The sequence below is a fragment of the Streptomyces sp. NPDC088252 genome, from assembly GCF_044740965.1.
GTDB lineage: Bacteria > Actinomycetota > Actinomycetes > Streptomycetales > Streptomycetaceae > Streptomyces.
In genome coordinates, this window is the sequence record NZ_JBIURS010000010.1 from 126,941 (window position 1) to 140,393 (window position 13,453).

Annotated in this window: 13 protein-coding genes; 6 read left to right on the forward strand and 7 right to left on the reverse strand. The window is 70.7% G+C overall.

Annotated features, from left to right (window positions below):
- The first annotated feature begins 15 nt into the window (after positions 1 to 15).
- The 4 genes from ACIOHC_RS21910 to ACIOHC_RS21925 all read left to right on the forward strand — a co-directional run bounded on the left by ACIOHC_RS21910 (position 16) and on the right by ACIOHC_RS21925 (position 4,984).
- A complete protein-coding gene (locus ACIOHC_RS21910) occupies positions 16 to 657 on the forward strand; it encodes a TetR/AcrR family transcriptional regulator (protein ID WP_351087232.1) in 642 nt (213 codons plus the stop codon).
- Positions 658 to 823: 166 nt separating this feature from the next.
- Positions 824 to 1,672 carry a 3-hydroxyacyl-CoA dehydrogenase family protein gene (locus tag ACIOHC_RS21915; protein WP_401843607.1) on the forward strand — a complete coding sequence of 283 codons (849 nt, stop codon included), beginning with the start codon at positions 824 to 826 and terminating at the stop codon, positions 1,670 to 1,672.
- Positions 1,673 to 1,908: 236 nt separating this feature from the next.
- On the forward strand, positions 1,909 to 2,232 hold the full coding sequence (locus ACIOHC_RS21920; protein ID WP_072486732.1) for an STAS domain-containing protein: 324 nt from the start codon (positions 1,909 to 1,911) through the stop codon (positions 2,230 to 2,232).
- A gap of 250 nt (positions 2,233 to 2,482) precedes the next feature.
- A complete protein-coding gene (locus tag ACIOHC_RS21925; RefSeq protein WP_365690086.1) occupies positions 2,483 to 4,984 on the forward strand; it encodes an ATP-binding protein in 2,502 nt (833 codons plus the stop codon).
- 66 nt (positions 4,985 to 5,050) lie between these two features.
- Here the strand turns inward: ACIOHC_RS21925 and nucS are convergent, their stop codons facing one another.
- A complete protein-coding gene (gene nucS, locus ACIOHC_RS21930; protein ID WP_365690084.1) occupies positions 5,051 to 5,722 on the reverse strand; it encodes an endonuclease NucS in 672 nt (223 codons plus the stop codon).
- 263 nt (positions 5,723 to 5,985) lie between these two features.
- Between nucS and ACIOHC_RS21935 the strand changes: the two genes are divergently transcribed.
- Positions 5,986 to 6,378 carry an SCO5389 family protein gene (locus ACIOHC_RS21935; protein WP_030971516.1) on the forward strand — a complete coding sequence of 131 codons (393 nt, stop codon included), beginning with the start codon at positions 5,986 to 5,988 and terminating at the stop codon, positions 6,376 to 6,378.
- A 306-nt stretch (positions 6,379 to 6,684) separates the two neighbouring features.
- Here the strand turns inward: ACIOHC_RS21935 and ACIOHC_RS21940 are convergent, their stop codons facing one another.
- Positions 6,685 to 7,728 (reverse strand): LLM class flavin-dependent oxidoreductase, encoded by a 1,044-nt coding sequence (locus tag ACIOHC_RS21940; RefSeq protein WP_351084976.1) that lies wholly within the window; start codon positions 7,726 to 7,728, stop codon positions 6,685 to 6,687.
- Positions 7,729 to 7,939: 211 nt separating this feature from the next.
- Here ACIOHC_RS21940 and ACIOHC_RS21945 point away from each other — a divergent pair, with 211 nt between their 5' ends.
- Positions 7,940 to 8,269 (forward strand): ATP/GTP-binding protein, encoded by a 330-nt coding sequence (locus ACIOHC_RS21945; RefSeq protein ID WP_351084974.1) that lies wholly within the window; start codon positions 7,940 to 7,942, stop codon positions 8,267 to 8,269.
- A gap of 33 nt (positions 8,270 to 8,302) precedes the next feature.
- Here ACIOHC_RS21945 and ACIOHC_RS21950 read toward each other — a convergent pair whose 3' ends face one another.
- The 5 genes from ACIOHC_RS21950 to ACIOHC_RS21970 all read right to left on the reverse strand — a co-directional run bounded on the left by ACIOHC_RS21950 (position 8,303) and on the right by ACIOHC_RS21970 (position 13,423).
- The gene (locus tag ACIOHC_RS21950; protein WP_365690079.1) at positions 8,303 to 9,160 is read right to left on the reverse strand and encodes an ABC transporter permease subunit; all 858 of its coding nucleotides are present in this window, start codon (positions 9,158 to 9,160) and stop codon (positions 8,303 to 8,305) included.
- Entirely contained in the window at positions 9,157 to 10,335 is a 1,179-nt protein-coding gene (locus ACIOHC_RS21955) for an ABC transporter ATP-binding protein (protein ID WP_351084970.1), read from the reverse strand. Before ACIOHC_RS21955 ends, ACIOHC_RS21950 begins: the two co-directional genes overlap by 4 nt.
- Before the next feature lie 203 nt (positions 10,336 to 10,538).
- The gene (locus ACIOHC_RS21960) at positions 10,539 to 11,318 is read right to left on the reverse strand and encodes an ABC transporter permease subunit (protein WP_351084968.1); all 780 of its coding nucleotides are present in this window, start codon (positions 11,316 to 11,318) and stop codon (positions 10,539 to 10,541) included.
- A 5-nt stretch (positions 11,319 to 11,323) separates the two neighbouring features.
- Complete coding sequence (locus ACIOHC_RS21965) at positions 11,324 to 12,355, reverse strand: ATP-binding cassette domain-containing protein (RefSeq protein ID WP_401843611.1); 1,032 nt, start codon at positions 12,353 to 12,355, stop codon at positions 11,324 to 11,326.
- A 129-nt stretch (positions 12,356 to 12,484) separates the two neighbouring features.
- Positions 12,485 to 13,423 carry a cellulose-binding protein gene (locus tag ACIOHC_RS21970; protein WP_351084964.1) on the reverse strand — a complete coding sequence of 313 codons (939 nt, stop codon included), beginning with the start codon at positions 13,421 to 13,423 and terminating at the stop codon, positions 12,485 to 12,487.
- Positions 13,424 to 13,453 lie beyond the last annotated feature (30 nt).

Below are 13,453 nucleotides of genomic sequence, written 5' to 3' on the forward strand. Positions count from 1 at the left end.
CCCTACGATGAGCCCATGGCTGAGGGACTCAGGGAGCGCAAGAAGCGCCAGACCAGGCAGCACCTCTCGGACGTGGCGACCGGTCTGTTCCTGGAGCGGGGCTTCGACGCGGTCACGATCGCCGAGATCGCCCGCGCCGCCGACGTCTCGGTGAACACGGTCTACAACTACTTCCCGACCAAGGAGGACCTCTTCCTGGACCGCAGCCGCAGCATCGTCGACCGCCTCTCCCGCTACGTCCGGGGCCGCGACAAGGGCGAGTCCGCGGCCGACGCCGTCCTGCGTGAACTGCGCGTCCAGGTGGAGGGCGTGTCGCCCGTCGTCGGTCTGATCGAGGGGTACGCGCACTTCGCGCGGGTCGTCGAGGGCGCCGACGGTCTCAAGGCCCGCCTCTGGCACGTGCAGCAGGAGGCCCTGCTGCATCTGGAGACGACGCTCCAGGAGGAATCCGGGGCCGGGGCCGACGACCCGGCCCCGGTCCTGGTGGCCGGTCAGCTCTCCTGGGTGCAGAGCACGCTGATGGGGTACATCGGTCGTGAGATGGTCGCGGGCCGCAGAGCCGCCGAGGTGTCCCGGGACGCGCTCGTCCTGCTCGACGAGATCGAGGACCTCCTCGGCGAGAAGGTCCTCAACTACGCCCGGCGCGCCGCCGAATGACGCTTGCCGGTGTGATGTCCGTCATGTGAGACGTGACGCGCATCTCTTCACGGTCACAGGGCCCCTCACGGGTACTAATCTCCGCCGGAGAGCATGCGAACAACCATCAGGACCGGGCCGTGCAGGGATCAGCTGCAGGGGCGAACAGAAACCAAGGGGTGCACACGTGGCCAGGAAGCTCGCCGTCATCGGAGCCGGACTCATGGGATCCGGCATCGCGCAGGTCTCCGCCCAGGCGGGCTGGGACGTCGTGCTGCGGGACGTCACCGACGAGGCCCTGACCCGTGGTCGTGACGGCATCAAGGCCTCGTACGACAAGTTCGTCTCCAAGGGGAAGCTGGAGGCGGCCGACGCCGACGCCGCGCTGACCCGCATCACCACCACCACCGACCTCGACGCGGTCGCCGACGCGGATGTCGTCGTCGAGGCAGTCTTCGAGAAGCTGGAGGTGAAGCACGAGATCTTCCGGGCCCTCGACAAGATCGTCCGGGACGACACCGTCCTCGCGTCCAACACCTCCGCCATCCCGATCACCAAGATCGCGGCCGTGACGGAGCGTCCCGAGCGCGTCGTCGGTGTGCATTTCTTCTCGCCGGTCCCGATGATGCAGCTCTGCGAACTGGTCCGCGGCTACAAGACCAGCGACGAAACCCTCGCCACCGCACGGGAGTTCGCCGAGTCCGTCGGCAAGACCTGCATCGTCGTCAACCGGGACGTGGCCGGCTTCGTCACCACCCGGCTGATCTCGGCGCTCGTCGTCGAGGCCGCCAAGCTGTACGAGTCGGGCGTCGCCTCGGCCGAGGACATCGACATCGCGTGCAAGCTGGGCTTCGGCCACGCCATGGGGCCCCTCGCCACGGCGGACCTGACCGGCGTCGACATCCTGCTGCACGCCACGAGCAACATCTACACCGAGTCGCAGGACGAGAAGTTCGCCGCCCCGGAGCTGATGCGCCGGATGGTGGACGCAGGTGACATCGGCCGCAAGAGCGGGCAGGGCTTTTACACGTACTGATCGTTTTCGGTCCTCCGGTTGCCCGATCCGCCGTCGGTCGGGCCCGGAGGCCCGGGGGGCGTCTTTCGGATTCGGTGGGCCCGCTCGGGTCCTTGCCGGTCCTTGGTCACTCCACGGAGTGAATTCGGTATCGGTTCGCTTACAGACGGCAACCTCCCTGTCTCCATCACAGTCAGTTGTGGGAGAGACAGAACAGACGGACGAACCTTTCTACGGAGTATTCCCGGGGAGCGCATATGCACATCAGGGGCGACCACGCCGAGCTGGTCGTCGGGGGCCGCCTCGACGTCCGAAGCGCGGCGGACGCCCGTACGGCCCTGCACTCGGCCCTCGACGACGGAGTCGGCGACCTGGTGCTCGACCTGACCGAGCTGGATTCCTGGGACGCCACCGGGCTCGGTGTCATCATGGGCGCGCACCGCCGGGCCGGACGGGCCGGACGACGACTGGTGCTCCGTGGTGTGCCGCCGCAGATGCAGCGCCTGCTCGTGGCGACCCGGCTGCACCGCATCCTGGCGATCGAGGGTGGAATCGCCGCGGACTCCCTGCCGCGCGTCTGAGGGACTGCCCGACCCGGTCCGGCGGACCGGCCCCGGCCGTACGGTCGGCCGAAGGTGCACATTCCGCACGAGAACGTGCGCTTCGGGCGGCGTGGACCCCCGACTGTGCGCGGAGACGGTACGACCGTCTAGGGTTCGGCCGTCCGCCGATTGACGGGAACCCACCGGGCGGACACCGGACCGGAGGCGACAGCGGGGCGTGCGAGGCCGGGAGGGGCAATCGTGCGCGACGCGTCTGGGGGCTTTGGTGATGGACCCGACACATCGGGGGCCGGAAGAGTACGGCCGGGACAACGACGGCTTCGGCGAGGAGGCCGACCGGCGACGACCTTCCGCGAGCTCTCCGCTCCGTCCGAGCAGGGGAGGCCCCATGAGTCCGGATTTCGGTCAGCAAACGCCGCAACAGGCGCGGGTCGTCCGGCTCATATCGGGTGCCCACCTCCTCACCGTCAACCCGGTCGACGGCAGTGAGGTCGAGCTGTGCCCGCCGGGGGAGGAGCCCGAGCCTCCGGCCCGGCGCACCGCCGCCCAGCGCGCCGAGCGCGAACGCGCCACCGCACCGCCCGTGCCGCCGGGGCCGCCCGCCCCCCGGCTGCCGCTCCTCGAACGTGCCGAGGAACGCGAACGGCTCGTGCGCCTGCTGGCCCGCGGCCGCTCGGTACGGCTCACCGGACCAGCCGGATCCGGCCGTACGACGCTGCTGAACGCCGTCGCCGACGACTGCGCGGACCTGGCGCCCGACGGAGTCGTACGGCTCTCCGGCTACAAGCGGACCGTCACCGACCTCCTGTACGGGCTCTACGAAGCCGTCCATGACGCACCGCTGCACCGGCCCGACCGCCCCGGTCTCCTCGACGGGGTCCGGAGCATCGGCGCCGTCGTCGTACTCGACGACCTGGAGGTCGGCGGAGCCGCCCTGGAGGAGCTGCTCGACGCCACACCGGAGTGCGCGTACCTGTTCGCGACGGATCCGGATGTCGCCGCTCCCACCGCCGACTCGTACCTCGAAGAGGTCTTCCTCGCGGGCCTGGGCCGCAGCTCCTCGATCGAGCTGCTGGAACGGGTCGTCGAGCGTCCGCTCACCGACGAGGAGGCGAACTGGGCGGGAGACCTCTGGTTCGAGTCCGAGGGGCTGCCGCTGCGCTTCGTCCAGGCCGGCGCCCTGCTGCGCCAGCGCGACATGCTGCGCACCGACCCGGAGGCATACGAGGGCTTCGACGGCCGGAGCACCGACGTGCCCTTCGGGCACGACGAGGCCGTCGACGGCGTCCACATCCCGCTGCCCAGCCTCGGCGAGGGCGCGGCGCCCGCCGCGCTGCTCGCCTCACGGCTGAGCGGCCCCGCCCGCGACACCCTGCGCTTCGCGGTCGCACTCGGCGGCGAGGTACCGCACCAGGCACATCTGCCGGCGCTCGTGGGGGACACCCACGCCGACGCCGCGCTCGGTGAACTGGCCGGCTGCGGGCTGCTCTCCCCGGTCGGCCCGCGCTACCGGCTGGCCGCCGGAGTCGTCGCCCAGCTGGAGGCCGCCGGATACGGAGAGGACAGCACCGACCGGGCACGGACGGCGGCCCAGCACTACGCCTGGTGGGCCGGCCACCCCTCGGTCACCCCCGCACGGGCGACCGCCGAGGCCGACGCCGTCATCGCGGCCATGACGCGGCTCGTCCCCGGCGACGGGGCGGGGCAGACCAGCGCGGCGGTGCTGCTGGCCCGCAGCGCGTCCCCGGCCTTCGCGGCAGGACTGCACTGGGGCGCCTGGGAGAGGGCGCTGAGGATCGGTCAGGAGGCGGCCAGGATCGCCGGCGAGGTCGCCGAAGAGGCGTACTTCCACCACGAGTTGGGTGTCCTGGCGCTCTGTGACGGCAACCCGGACCGGGCCAGGGCGGAGCTGGAGACATCGATCAGCATGCGCGGGGTGCTCGCCGACAAGTCGGGCGCGGTGGCCGGACGACGCGCGCTCGCGCTGGTCGCCGACCTCTCCGGCGGCCCGCTGCCCGGCGGCCGTACCCCGGGCGTCGAGGACACAGCGGTCACGCCGTACGAGGTGACCGTGCCGCCCGTCGCCGGTCCCGCGACGGCCGTGACACAGGCGTTGTCACGGCCGTACGAGGACGTCACCGCGGTGATGTCCCGGCAGAGCGCCCCCGCGGCCTCCGGGGGCGCGCGGCGCGGACGGTTCGCGGCGCTGCGCGGGGCCCGGCGCAATCTGGCCGCGGCGGGCGCGGGCGTGCTCCTCGTCGGCCTGCTCGGCACGGTGGTGGCGCTGGGGATGGCGGACGACCGTGACACCCCGGGGAATCCCCGTGTCACGACCGAGGAATCGGTGGGCCGGGACGACACCGGGAACGGAGCCCCGGCCGACGGCTCCACGGACGGCCCCGCCCCCGCGGACGCGGCGACCGGTGACAGCGTGGGGACGCCGGGCCCCTCGGACGTTCGGACGACGCCGAGCGGGAGCGCCACGCCGTCCACGGACCCGACGGGGCCGGACGACACCCCGTCGTCGTCCACGCCGTCCAGTGACAAGCCGTCGTCGGGCAAGCCGACCAGGTCGTCCGGACCGACGAAGTCGCCCACGCCGACGAAGCCGGGGAACCCGAGCCCCAGCCCGTCGGACCCCGACTCCCCGGACCCGACGGAATCGGTCAGCGAGCCCCCGCCGACCTCGCCGGACACCTCCGACTCGGCGAGCGGGCCCGCCGCCTCGTCCCCGGCGGCGGGCACGGACAGCGGTCCGACGGTGGCCTGAACCGCCCCCGGAGACGCCGGACGCCGGACGGGTCACGCCCGTCCGGCGTCGACAGGGACCGGAAGGTCAGAACAGGCGCAGCTTGTCGTCCTCGATGCCGCGCAACGCGTCGTAGTCGAGCACCACGCAGCCGATCCCGCGGTCCGTCGCCAGCACCCGGGCCTGCGGCTTGATCTCCTGCGCCGCGAAGATGCCCTTCACGGGAGCGAGATGGGGATCGCGGTTGAGCAGTTCCAGATAGCGGGTCAGCTGCTCCACGCCGTCGATGTCGCCGCGCCGCTTCAATTCCACGGCCACGGTCTGCCCGTCGGCGTCCCGGCACAGGATGTCGACCGGTCCGATGGCGGTGAAGTACTCGCGGCGGATCAGGGTGTAGCCCTCGCCGAGTGTCTCGATCCGGTCAGCGAGTAGCTCCTGCAGATGCGCCTCGACGCCGTCCTTGATCAGGCCCGGGTCGACGCCCAGCTCATGGGACGAGTCATGGAGGATCTCCTCCATCGTGATGATCAGTTTCTCGCCCGCCTTGTTCACCACGGTCCACACACCGGCGGTGTCGTCCGTGCCCTCCTTGAGCGTGCAGGGCGGTGACATCCAGTTGAGCGGTTTGTACGCCCTGTCGTCGGCGTGGATCGAAACACTCCCGTCCGCCTTCACCAGGATCAGACGGGGAGCGGAGGGCAGGTGGGCCGTGAGCCGGCCGGCGTAGTCCACGGAGCAGCGGGCGATGACGAGACGCATGGTCGGCAACGCTACTCGACGACGGGGGCTCCACGCGATTCTCCCTCCGTCGCCCGCCACCGCCACCGGACCGGGGCGTTCCGGGCTTGCCCCTCTTTGCTCCCCTTCGTTATTGGCCGGTTGTGTTCCCAATCTCCTGGTGCGGCCAGGACTGCGCCCTTACCGTGTAAGCGGGAGGTCGCCGTGTGTGCACGCTGCGTCGCCGTCCTCCTTCCATGTCCGTAAGGCCCCGGCTCGTCGTCGGGGTCGCGAGAGGAGAACCCATGTCGCTCGACGTCTCACCGGCGCTGTTGGAACAGGCCGAGCGAGGCGAGGTCGACGAAGCCGACTTCGTCGACTGCGTCCGGACCTCCCTGCCCTACGCATGGGAGATGATCAGCTCTCTGGTGGCTCAGCTGAAGGTCGACGGCGGAGAGTTCGCCGACAACCAGACGCCGCCGCCGGACGAGCAGGCACGTGGTCAGCTGCTGCGTGCGCTCGCGAGTGATGCGATACGCGGCGCGCTGCAGCGGCACTTCGGGGTGCGCCTGGCATTCCAGAACTGCCACCGCGTCGCGGTGTTCCCGCTGGACGCCTCGGTCGACGAGCGTCTGGCCCGTTTCACCTCGGTGAGGGGCCAGTTGCTCAACCAGTCGCCCGAACTTCGGGACTGCTAGGCCGTGTCGTCCTAGGGGGCGTTCCCGCGCCTGTCCGGCGGATCAGGGTCGGACAGGGCGCGGCGTCCCGCGCGGTGCATCGCGCGATGCCGGAACGTCCCGGACGGACCCGCCCCTGCTCGAACGAGGTCGTGAGTGCGGACAGGGTGCCGTTCGGATGTTCCGGCAAGGCCGCGAGATGCCGTGCCGGGCGTCGCGCCCCCGGCCATGAGCCGCCGGACACGCGCTGAACGTTTCTGCCGCAGTTCCGGGCCGTTGGAGGCGCGACCGGCTCGGGGCGGCAGCCCCTGTACCCCTGACGAGTTCTCATGTGAGCAGTGGCAGTACTTCGGTGCCCAGCCGCGCTACGTTCTCCTCCGTGGCCGCCAGATCTCCCGAACCCTCCGTCAGGAGCGCGAAGCGGGTGATGCCCGTCCGCTCGGCCGTGGCGGCGAGCCGGTCGGCCGCCAGCCGGGCCGGGCCCACCGGATGAAGGCCGCAGAGCAACTCCGTGTAGGCGACCGGGTCGCGCATCACCCGGTGCCGGCCGTCGACCGTCACATGGGCGTCCAGGCCCTGCCGCAGCCAGCCGGGCATCGCCTTCACGAGCGTCTCCACGGCGTCCTCGGAACGGTCGGCGATCTGGGCCACCCCCGCGGACACATGTCCGGCCTCGCGGACGCTCTCGGGCGAACGGCCCGCGGCGAGAGCCGCGGAGCGCCACAGAGCGACCATCTCGGCCTTCTCCTCGTCACCGCAGTGCATCCCGAGCAGCATCGGCAAGCCGTTCTCCGCGGCGAGCCGTACCGTCTTCGGGGAGGTGCACGCGACGACGACCTCGGGGCCTTTGACGCTTTCACCGCCGTCCCGGTCGAGCAGTTCGTCGGCCCGGGGGACCACCGCCACCTCGCGGAAGCCGTAGCGCTCGCCGTTGCCCGCGACCCGTGCTTCGCTGAGCCAGTCCAGCAACAGCTCCAGGGCCTCCGGGAAGCCCTTCTCGTACGCCTCCAGGCCTCCTCCGAACACCTCCAGGTCCACCCAGGGGCCGCCCCGGCCGACGCCGAGCGTGAATCTGCCGCCGCTGGTGAGATGGAGCAGCGCGGCCTGTTCGCCCAGCGTGACCGGGTGCTGGGTCGGCAGCACGCTCACCGCCGTGCCCACCCGGATCCTCCGGGTGCGGCCGAGCAGCAGCGCGGCCAGTGTGACGGCGGACGGACAGACCCCGTACGGCACGAAATGATGTTCCGCCAGCCAGACCGAGTCGAGGCCGGATTCCTCCGCGACCTCGGTGGACCGGATCGCGCGATGCAGCGCTTCTGCCGGTCCCTGCCCCGGAAACTGGGCTGCCAGTACGAACGTTCCCACACGCATGGCCAATTGCCTCCTTACGGCCGACGCGGCTCTCCGCTACTGGCAACAACGTCTGACACGTGCCAAAGGCACGGTCCGGTGGCAGGTTGTTGCGATTTTCCGGTAACCCACCCCTCCGGGAAGCCGTCCCGGACGGCACGGGACGCCCGCATCGGCCAAATGGCCCTACGCTGGACGGGAACTGCCCAGCCCGCCCCGTGTGAGGTGTCACGTGTCCCCGCGCCGCAACCGCCCCCGAGGCGGCGAGAGTCCCCACGACAGCGCAGTGGAGCCGGGCGCCCGGTACGGGGGAGGCGGGCGGACGGAGGAGTGGCAGGGCGAGGAGTGGTCGGTCCGCCCGGTGAGTGGCGCGAGCGCGGCCGGAAAGCGCTACCGCTGTCCCGGCTGCGACCAGGAGATCCCGTCCGGCGTCCCGCATCTGGTGGCCTGGTCCGAGTACGGCGGGATCGACGACCGCAGGCACTGGCACAAGGCCTGCTGGAACGCGAAGGACCGCCGCACCACACAGGTGCAGCGGTCCAGGAACGCGCCTCGCTACTGAGGTCCGGCGGCCGGCCCGGTCGGCCGAGACCGGTCACACGTCGCGCTGGTCCAGCGTCGCGTAGGCGGCGACCATGGCCACGGCCGTCAGCCCGAGCATGATCCACAGCGGATCCCAGCCGGACGGCCCCGACCCGGTGACCGAAGTGTCGTAGAACGCGCTGAGCTGGCTGGGGATCGAGTACTCGAAGAGTGCCTGGCGCAGATCGGCCAGCGAGTCCGCGAACATGAACATGGCCAGCACGATCGGCAGCAGCACCACCCCGATCATGATCGTGATCGCGCCCGCGGAATGCCGGATGAGCGCACCGATCGCCAGCGAGAGCAGGCCCAGCAGCGCGATGTAGAGGCCGACGCCGACCGTGGCGCGCAGCCAGTCGTCGCCGCTGGGCTCCTTGCCGTCCAGCAGGGCCACCTGTACCGCGCCGACCACGGCGGTCACCACGGTCGTGAGGGTGAAGGTGAGCAGGAAGAAGACGATCGCCTTGGCGGTGAGCACCCGGCTCCGGCTGGGGCAGGCCGTCAGCGTCGTGCGGATCAGGCCCGTGCTGTACTCCGAGGCGATGGTCAGCACGCCGAGCGTGATCACACAGATCGAGCCCAGGAGCACGCCGAAGAAGCCGAAGCTGAGCTCCGGGACATCGCCGATGACGGCGTCGGTCATGCTCAGCAGGAGTGCCGCCATGATGCCGAAACCGAGGAGCAGCACGACCAGGACGCCGAGCGTCCACATCGTCGAGCGCACGGAACGGATCTTGGTCCACTCGGAGGCGAGCGCGTCGCCGAGGGTGGCGGGGCGCACCGGGATCGGGGACGCGTAGAGCCCGTGCGCGTTCTGCTGCGGGGCGGGGGGCTGCTGGTACGGCGCCTGCGGGGTCGGCGGTGTGGTCATCGGGCGTCCTCGCTGGTCTCGCTCTTGGTCAGGTCTGCGGGGGCTGCGGCGGCCTCGGGGGAGGCCGGGGCGGTCTCGGACGGGGCCGGGGCGGGGAGAGCCGCCGGGGCCCCCGCGTGCGGGTTCTGCCCGGGCGGCGGCGGGGCGTACCAGCCCTGCTGCGGCATCTCCGGGACCGGCTGCTGGGCCGGCGCCCCGTAACCGGGCTGCGGTCCGTGGCCGCCGTGCACCGGCTGCTGCAGCCCGGCCTTCTGGTCCTCCGTCGAGCGGTAGTCCACGGCGCCCTGCGTCATCCGCATGTACGCCTCCTCCAGCGAGGCCTGGTGCGGTGAGAGCTCCCACAGCCGGACATCCGACTCGTGGGCCAGATCGCTGATCCGCGGCAGGGCGAGCCCCGTGATCCGCAGCGCCCCGTCCGGCTCCGGCATGACCCGGCCACCCGCCTCGGTGAGCGAGGCGGTCAGCTTCTCCCGCTGCTCCGGAACACCGTCCGCGACCCGCACCCGGGCGAAGTCCGCCGAATTGGCGGAAATGAAGTCCTTGACGCTCATGTCGGCGAGCAGCTGTCCGCGGCCGATCACGATCAGATGGTCGGCGGTGAGCGCCATCTCGCTCATCAGATGGCTGGAGACGAAGACCGTACGGCCCTCGGACGCCAGCGTCTTCATCAGGTTGCGGACCCAGAGGATGCCCTCGGGGTCGAGGCCGTTGACGGGCTCGTCGAAGAGCAGCACCTGCGGGTCGCCGAGCAGCGCCGCCGCGATGCCGAGCCGCTGGCCCATGCCGAGCGAGAAGCCCTTGGAGCGCTTCCGCGCGACCTCGTGCAGACCGACGACACCGAGCACCTCGTCGACCCGGGCGGCCGGGATGCCGGCGAGCTGGGCGAGCGAGAGGAGGTGGTTGCGGGCACTGCGGCCGCCGTGCACCGCCTTCGCGTCCAGCAGCGCACCCACCTGTCGCGGAGCGTTCGGCAGACTGCGGAAGGGGTGGCCACCGATCGTGACATGGCCGGCCGTCGGTTGGTCCAGGCCCAGCATCATGCGCATGGTGGTGGACTTGCCCGACCCGTTGGGACCGAGGAATCCGGTGACGGCACCCGGCCGCACCTGGAAGGAAAGGTTGTACACGGCCGTCTTCGCGCCATAACGCTTGGTCAGGCCGACTGCCTCGATCATGCTTCAGCCCCATCGACTCTTGTCCGTCGTCGGGGCCGAGGCCGTCCGGCCGCATGCCCCCCGTAAGAGTTACGAGGATATCCAGGCCTTGACGGTTCCGGCCAAGTCGTTACAGGAGCGCATCGTTCCGCGTCGGAGCGGACGGGACGCTTCCGGTCGGGGCGTGCGGGGCGCTCACCGGCGGTGCGTCCCGCCCGCACCCGTCACGCGTCCCGCTTCTTCAGCACGAGGTAGCCGCCGACCAGTGCGGCCGCCACCCAGGCGAGCAGAATGCCGAACCCGCCCCACGGTCCGTACGGGGCCGGATTGCTGTTCATGGCGTCGGGTACCACCTGCATGATCTTGGACCCGGCCTGGTCGGGGAAGTAGCGGGCGACCTTCTTCGCGCCCGGTACCGCCGACAGGATCTGGGAGACCAGGAAGAAGAACGGCATCAGAATGCCGAGCGACAGCATGGAGCTGCGCAGCATCGTCGCCACGCCCATGGAGAAGATCCCGATCAGGCCCATGTAGAGGCCACCGCCGACGACCGCGCGCAACACGTGTTCCGCACCGATGTCCGTGCGGTGATCGCCGAGGAGCGCCTGCCCGAGAAAGAACGAGACGAAGCTGGTGACGATGCCGACCACCAGGGCCAGCACCCCGGCCACGGCGACCTTGCTGAAGAGGAACGACCCGCGCTGGGGCACGGCGGCCAACGAGGTACGGATCATGCCCGAGCTGTACTCCGTACCGACCACCAGCACGCCGAAGACGACCATGGCCAGCTGGCCGAGGACCATCCCGGAGGAGCTGATGAGCGTCGGGTCGAAGGTGGCCCTCTCCACCGGGGGAAGGTCCTTGAACTGTGCGTTCATCAGGGCACAGAGCGCCGCACTCATCGCGACGGTGACGACGAACGCGGAGATCAGGGTCCAGACGGTCGAGGAGACCGTGCGGATCTTGGTCCATTCGGAGGCGAGGACCGCGGGTACCGATGCCATCGTCGTCACACCCCCTTGCCGATGCCGGAGGCGCCGGGTGCGCCGGGTGCGATGTGCCCGGCACCTCCGGTGGCCGTCCGCCGGTCGTACTGATCGCCCCAGTGCGGGCCCACGGGCGGTGCCTCGCCGAGGTCCGAGTGCGCGTGGTACTCCACGGAATCCGCCGTCATCTGCATGAACGCTTCCTCCAGCGACGCCCGCTGGGAGCTCAGCTCGTGGAGCACGATCTGATGCCGGGCGGCGAGCTCGCCCAGCGCCTCGGTGGTGGCGCCGTCGATCTCCAACGTGCCGCCGCCCGCCTCGACCACGACCATGCCCTCCTCGTGCAGCACATCGCGCAGCCGCTCCTGCTGCGGGGAGCGCAGCCGTACGTAACTGCGCGAGTTCTGGTGGATGAAATCGGCCATCGAGGTGTCGGCGAGCAGCCGTCCCTGACCGATCACGATCAAGTGGTCCGCTGTGAGTGCCATTTCGCTCATCAGATGCGAGGAGACGAAGATCGTCCGGCCCTCCGCGGCGAGCGCCTTCATCAGATTGCGGATCCAGTGGATGCCCTCGGGGTCGAGGCCGTTGACGGGCTCGTCGAAGAGCAGCACCTGCGGGTCGCCCAGCAGCGCGGCCGCGATGCCGAGCCGCTGGCCCATGCCGAGCGAGAAGCCCTTGGACTTCTTCCTCGCCACCGCGCTCAGACCCACGGTGTCCAGCACCTCCGCGACCCGGCTCTCCGGGATGCGGTTGCTCTGCGCGAGGCAGAGCAGATTGTTGTACGCGCTGCGCCCGCCGTGCATCGACTTGGCGTCCAGCAGCGCACCGATGTACTTGAGAGGTTCCGTCAGGTCGCGGTAGTGCTTGCCGTCGATGCGCACCGAACCACTGGTCGGGTTGTCGAGACCGAGCATCATCCGCATCGTCGTGGATTTGCCCGCCCCGTTGGGGCCCAGAAAGCCCGTCACCATTCCTGGCCTGACCCGGCATGAGAGCCGGTCGACGGCGACCTTGTTGCCGAAGCGCTTGGTGAGACCATCGAGCTCGATCATGCGTTCACGCTAGAACGGCCGCGCGCCCGGCGCCACCACAAGGGCGGAACCGGGCGCGCAAGGAGTACAAGTGCGGTACTGCGGAGTCGGCCGGACTGCTGAGCGGTCAGCGAGTCCGTGCCGGGAAGCTCAGCGGGTCTGCTGAGCCGGGACGCCGCGGGTGGCCGGCTCGTCGTCGGCCGGGGCGCCGGCGGCGGCCACCGCCGCACCGGTCAGCGTCGCCAGCATCTCGCGGACGTTGGTCAGCTGGGCGTTGATCGAGTCACGGCGGTTGGTGAGCGCCGCCAGCTCGCGCTCCGACTCGCTGCGGATCCGGTCGGCCTTCGCGTTCGCGTCCGCCACGATGTCCTCGGACTGGCGCTGCGCGGTCTCCACCGTCTGACGGGCGCGGCGCTCGGCGTCCGTACGGAGCTTCTCGGCCTCCAGGCGGAGCTGCTCGGCGCGGTGCTCGATCTCGGCGAGGCGCTTCTCGGCCTTGGCCTGACGGGACGCGAGGTCGCGCTCCGACTGGTCGCGGCGCTTGGCCAGGTTGGTCTCGAAGTCCGCGGCGGCCTGGGCGGCCTTGGCACGGGTCTCCTCGAAGAGGGCGTCCGCCTCCTCGCGCTTCTGCGCGGCGTCCTTCTGGGCCTCCGTACGCAGCGCGCCGGCCTCACCCTTGGCCTTCTCGACGATGCGCACGCCCTCGTCCTCGGCCTTCGCCTTGCGCTCGGCGGCGAACGACTCGGCGTCGTTGCGCACCTGCTGGGCGGCCGACTCGGCGAGCTCACGGTGCTGCTCGGCGGCGCGACGGGCCTCCTCGCGCAGGTCCTTCGCCTCCTCCTCGGCCAGGCGGAGAATCTTCTCCACGCGTGCGCCGAGGCCGGCGTACGACGGCTCCGCGTCGTTCACCTGGGCCTGGGCGTTCTGCGTCTCGAGGTGGAGCTCCTCGATGCGCTTTTCCAGAGACGTGATGCGGGTGAGAGCACTATCACGATCGGCGACGAGCTTGGTAATGCGGTCATCCACCTGACCGCGGTCGTATCCACGTCGCACGAGCTCGAAGCCGAAGGGGGAGGAAGGGTCGCTCATGAGGTTCCTGTCGAATGAGACCGGTGAGGT

Excerpts from the sequence above, each read along its gene's own strand:
- ACIOHC_RS21910 (WP_351087232.1), top strand. The coding sequence starts at position 16 with ATGGCTGAGGGACTCAGGGAGCGCAAGAAGCGCCAGACCAGGCAGCAC.
- ACIOHC_RS21920 (WP_072486732.1), top strand. The coding sequence starts at position 1,909 with ATGCACATCAGGGGCGACCACGCCGAGCTGGTCGTCGGGGGCCGCCTC.
- ACIOHC_RS21925 (WP_365690086.1), top strand. The coding sequence starts at position 2,483 with ATGGACCCGACACATCGGGGGCCGGAAGAGTACGGCCGGGACAACGAC.
- nucS (WP_365690084.1), bottom strand. The coding sequence starts at position 5,722 with ATGCGTCTCGTCATCGCCCGCTGCTCCGTGGACTACGCCGGCCGGCTC.
- ACIOHC_RS21935 (WP_030971516.1), top strand. The coding sequence starts at position 5,986 with ATGTCGCTCGACGTCTCACCGGCGCTGTTGGAACAGGCCGAGCGAGGC.
- ACIOHC_RS21940 (WP_351084976.1), bottom strand. The coding sequence starts at position 7,728 with ATGCGTGTGGGAACGTTCGTACTGGCAGCCCAGTTTCCGGGGCAGGGA.
- ACIOHC_RS21950 (WP_365690079.1), bottom strand. The coding sequence starts at position 9,160 with ATGACCACACCGCCGACCCCGCAGGCGCCGTACCAGCAGCCCCCCGCC.
- ACIOHC_RS21955 (WP_351084970.1), bottom strand. The coding sequence starts at position 10,335 with ATGATCGAGGCAGTCGGCCTGACCAAGCGTTATGGCGCGAAGACGGCC.
- ACIOHC_RS21960 (WP_351084968.1), bottom strand. The coding sequence starts at position 11,318 with ATGGCATCGGTACCCGCGGTCCTCGCCTCCGAATGGACCAAGATCCGC.
- ACIOHC_RS21965 (WP_401843611.1), bottom strand. The coding sequence starts at position 12,355 with ATGATCGAGCTCGATGGTCTCACCAAGCGCTTCGGCAACAAGGTCGCC.
- ACIOHC_RS21970 (WP_351084964.1), bottom strand. The coding sequence starts at position 13,423 with ATGAGCGACCCTTCCTCCCCCTTCGGCTTCGAGCTCGTGCGACGTGGA.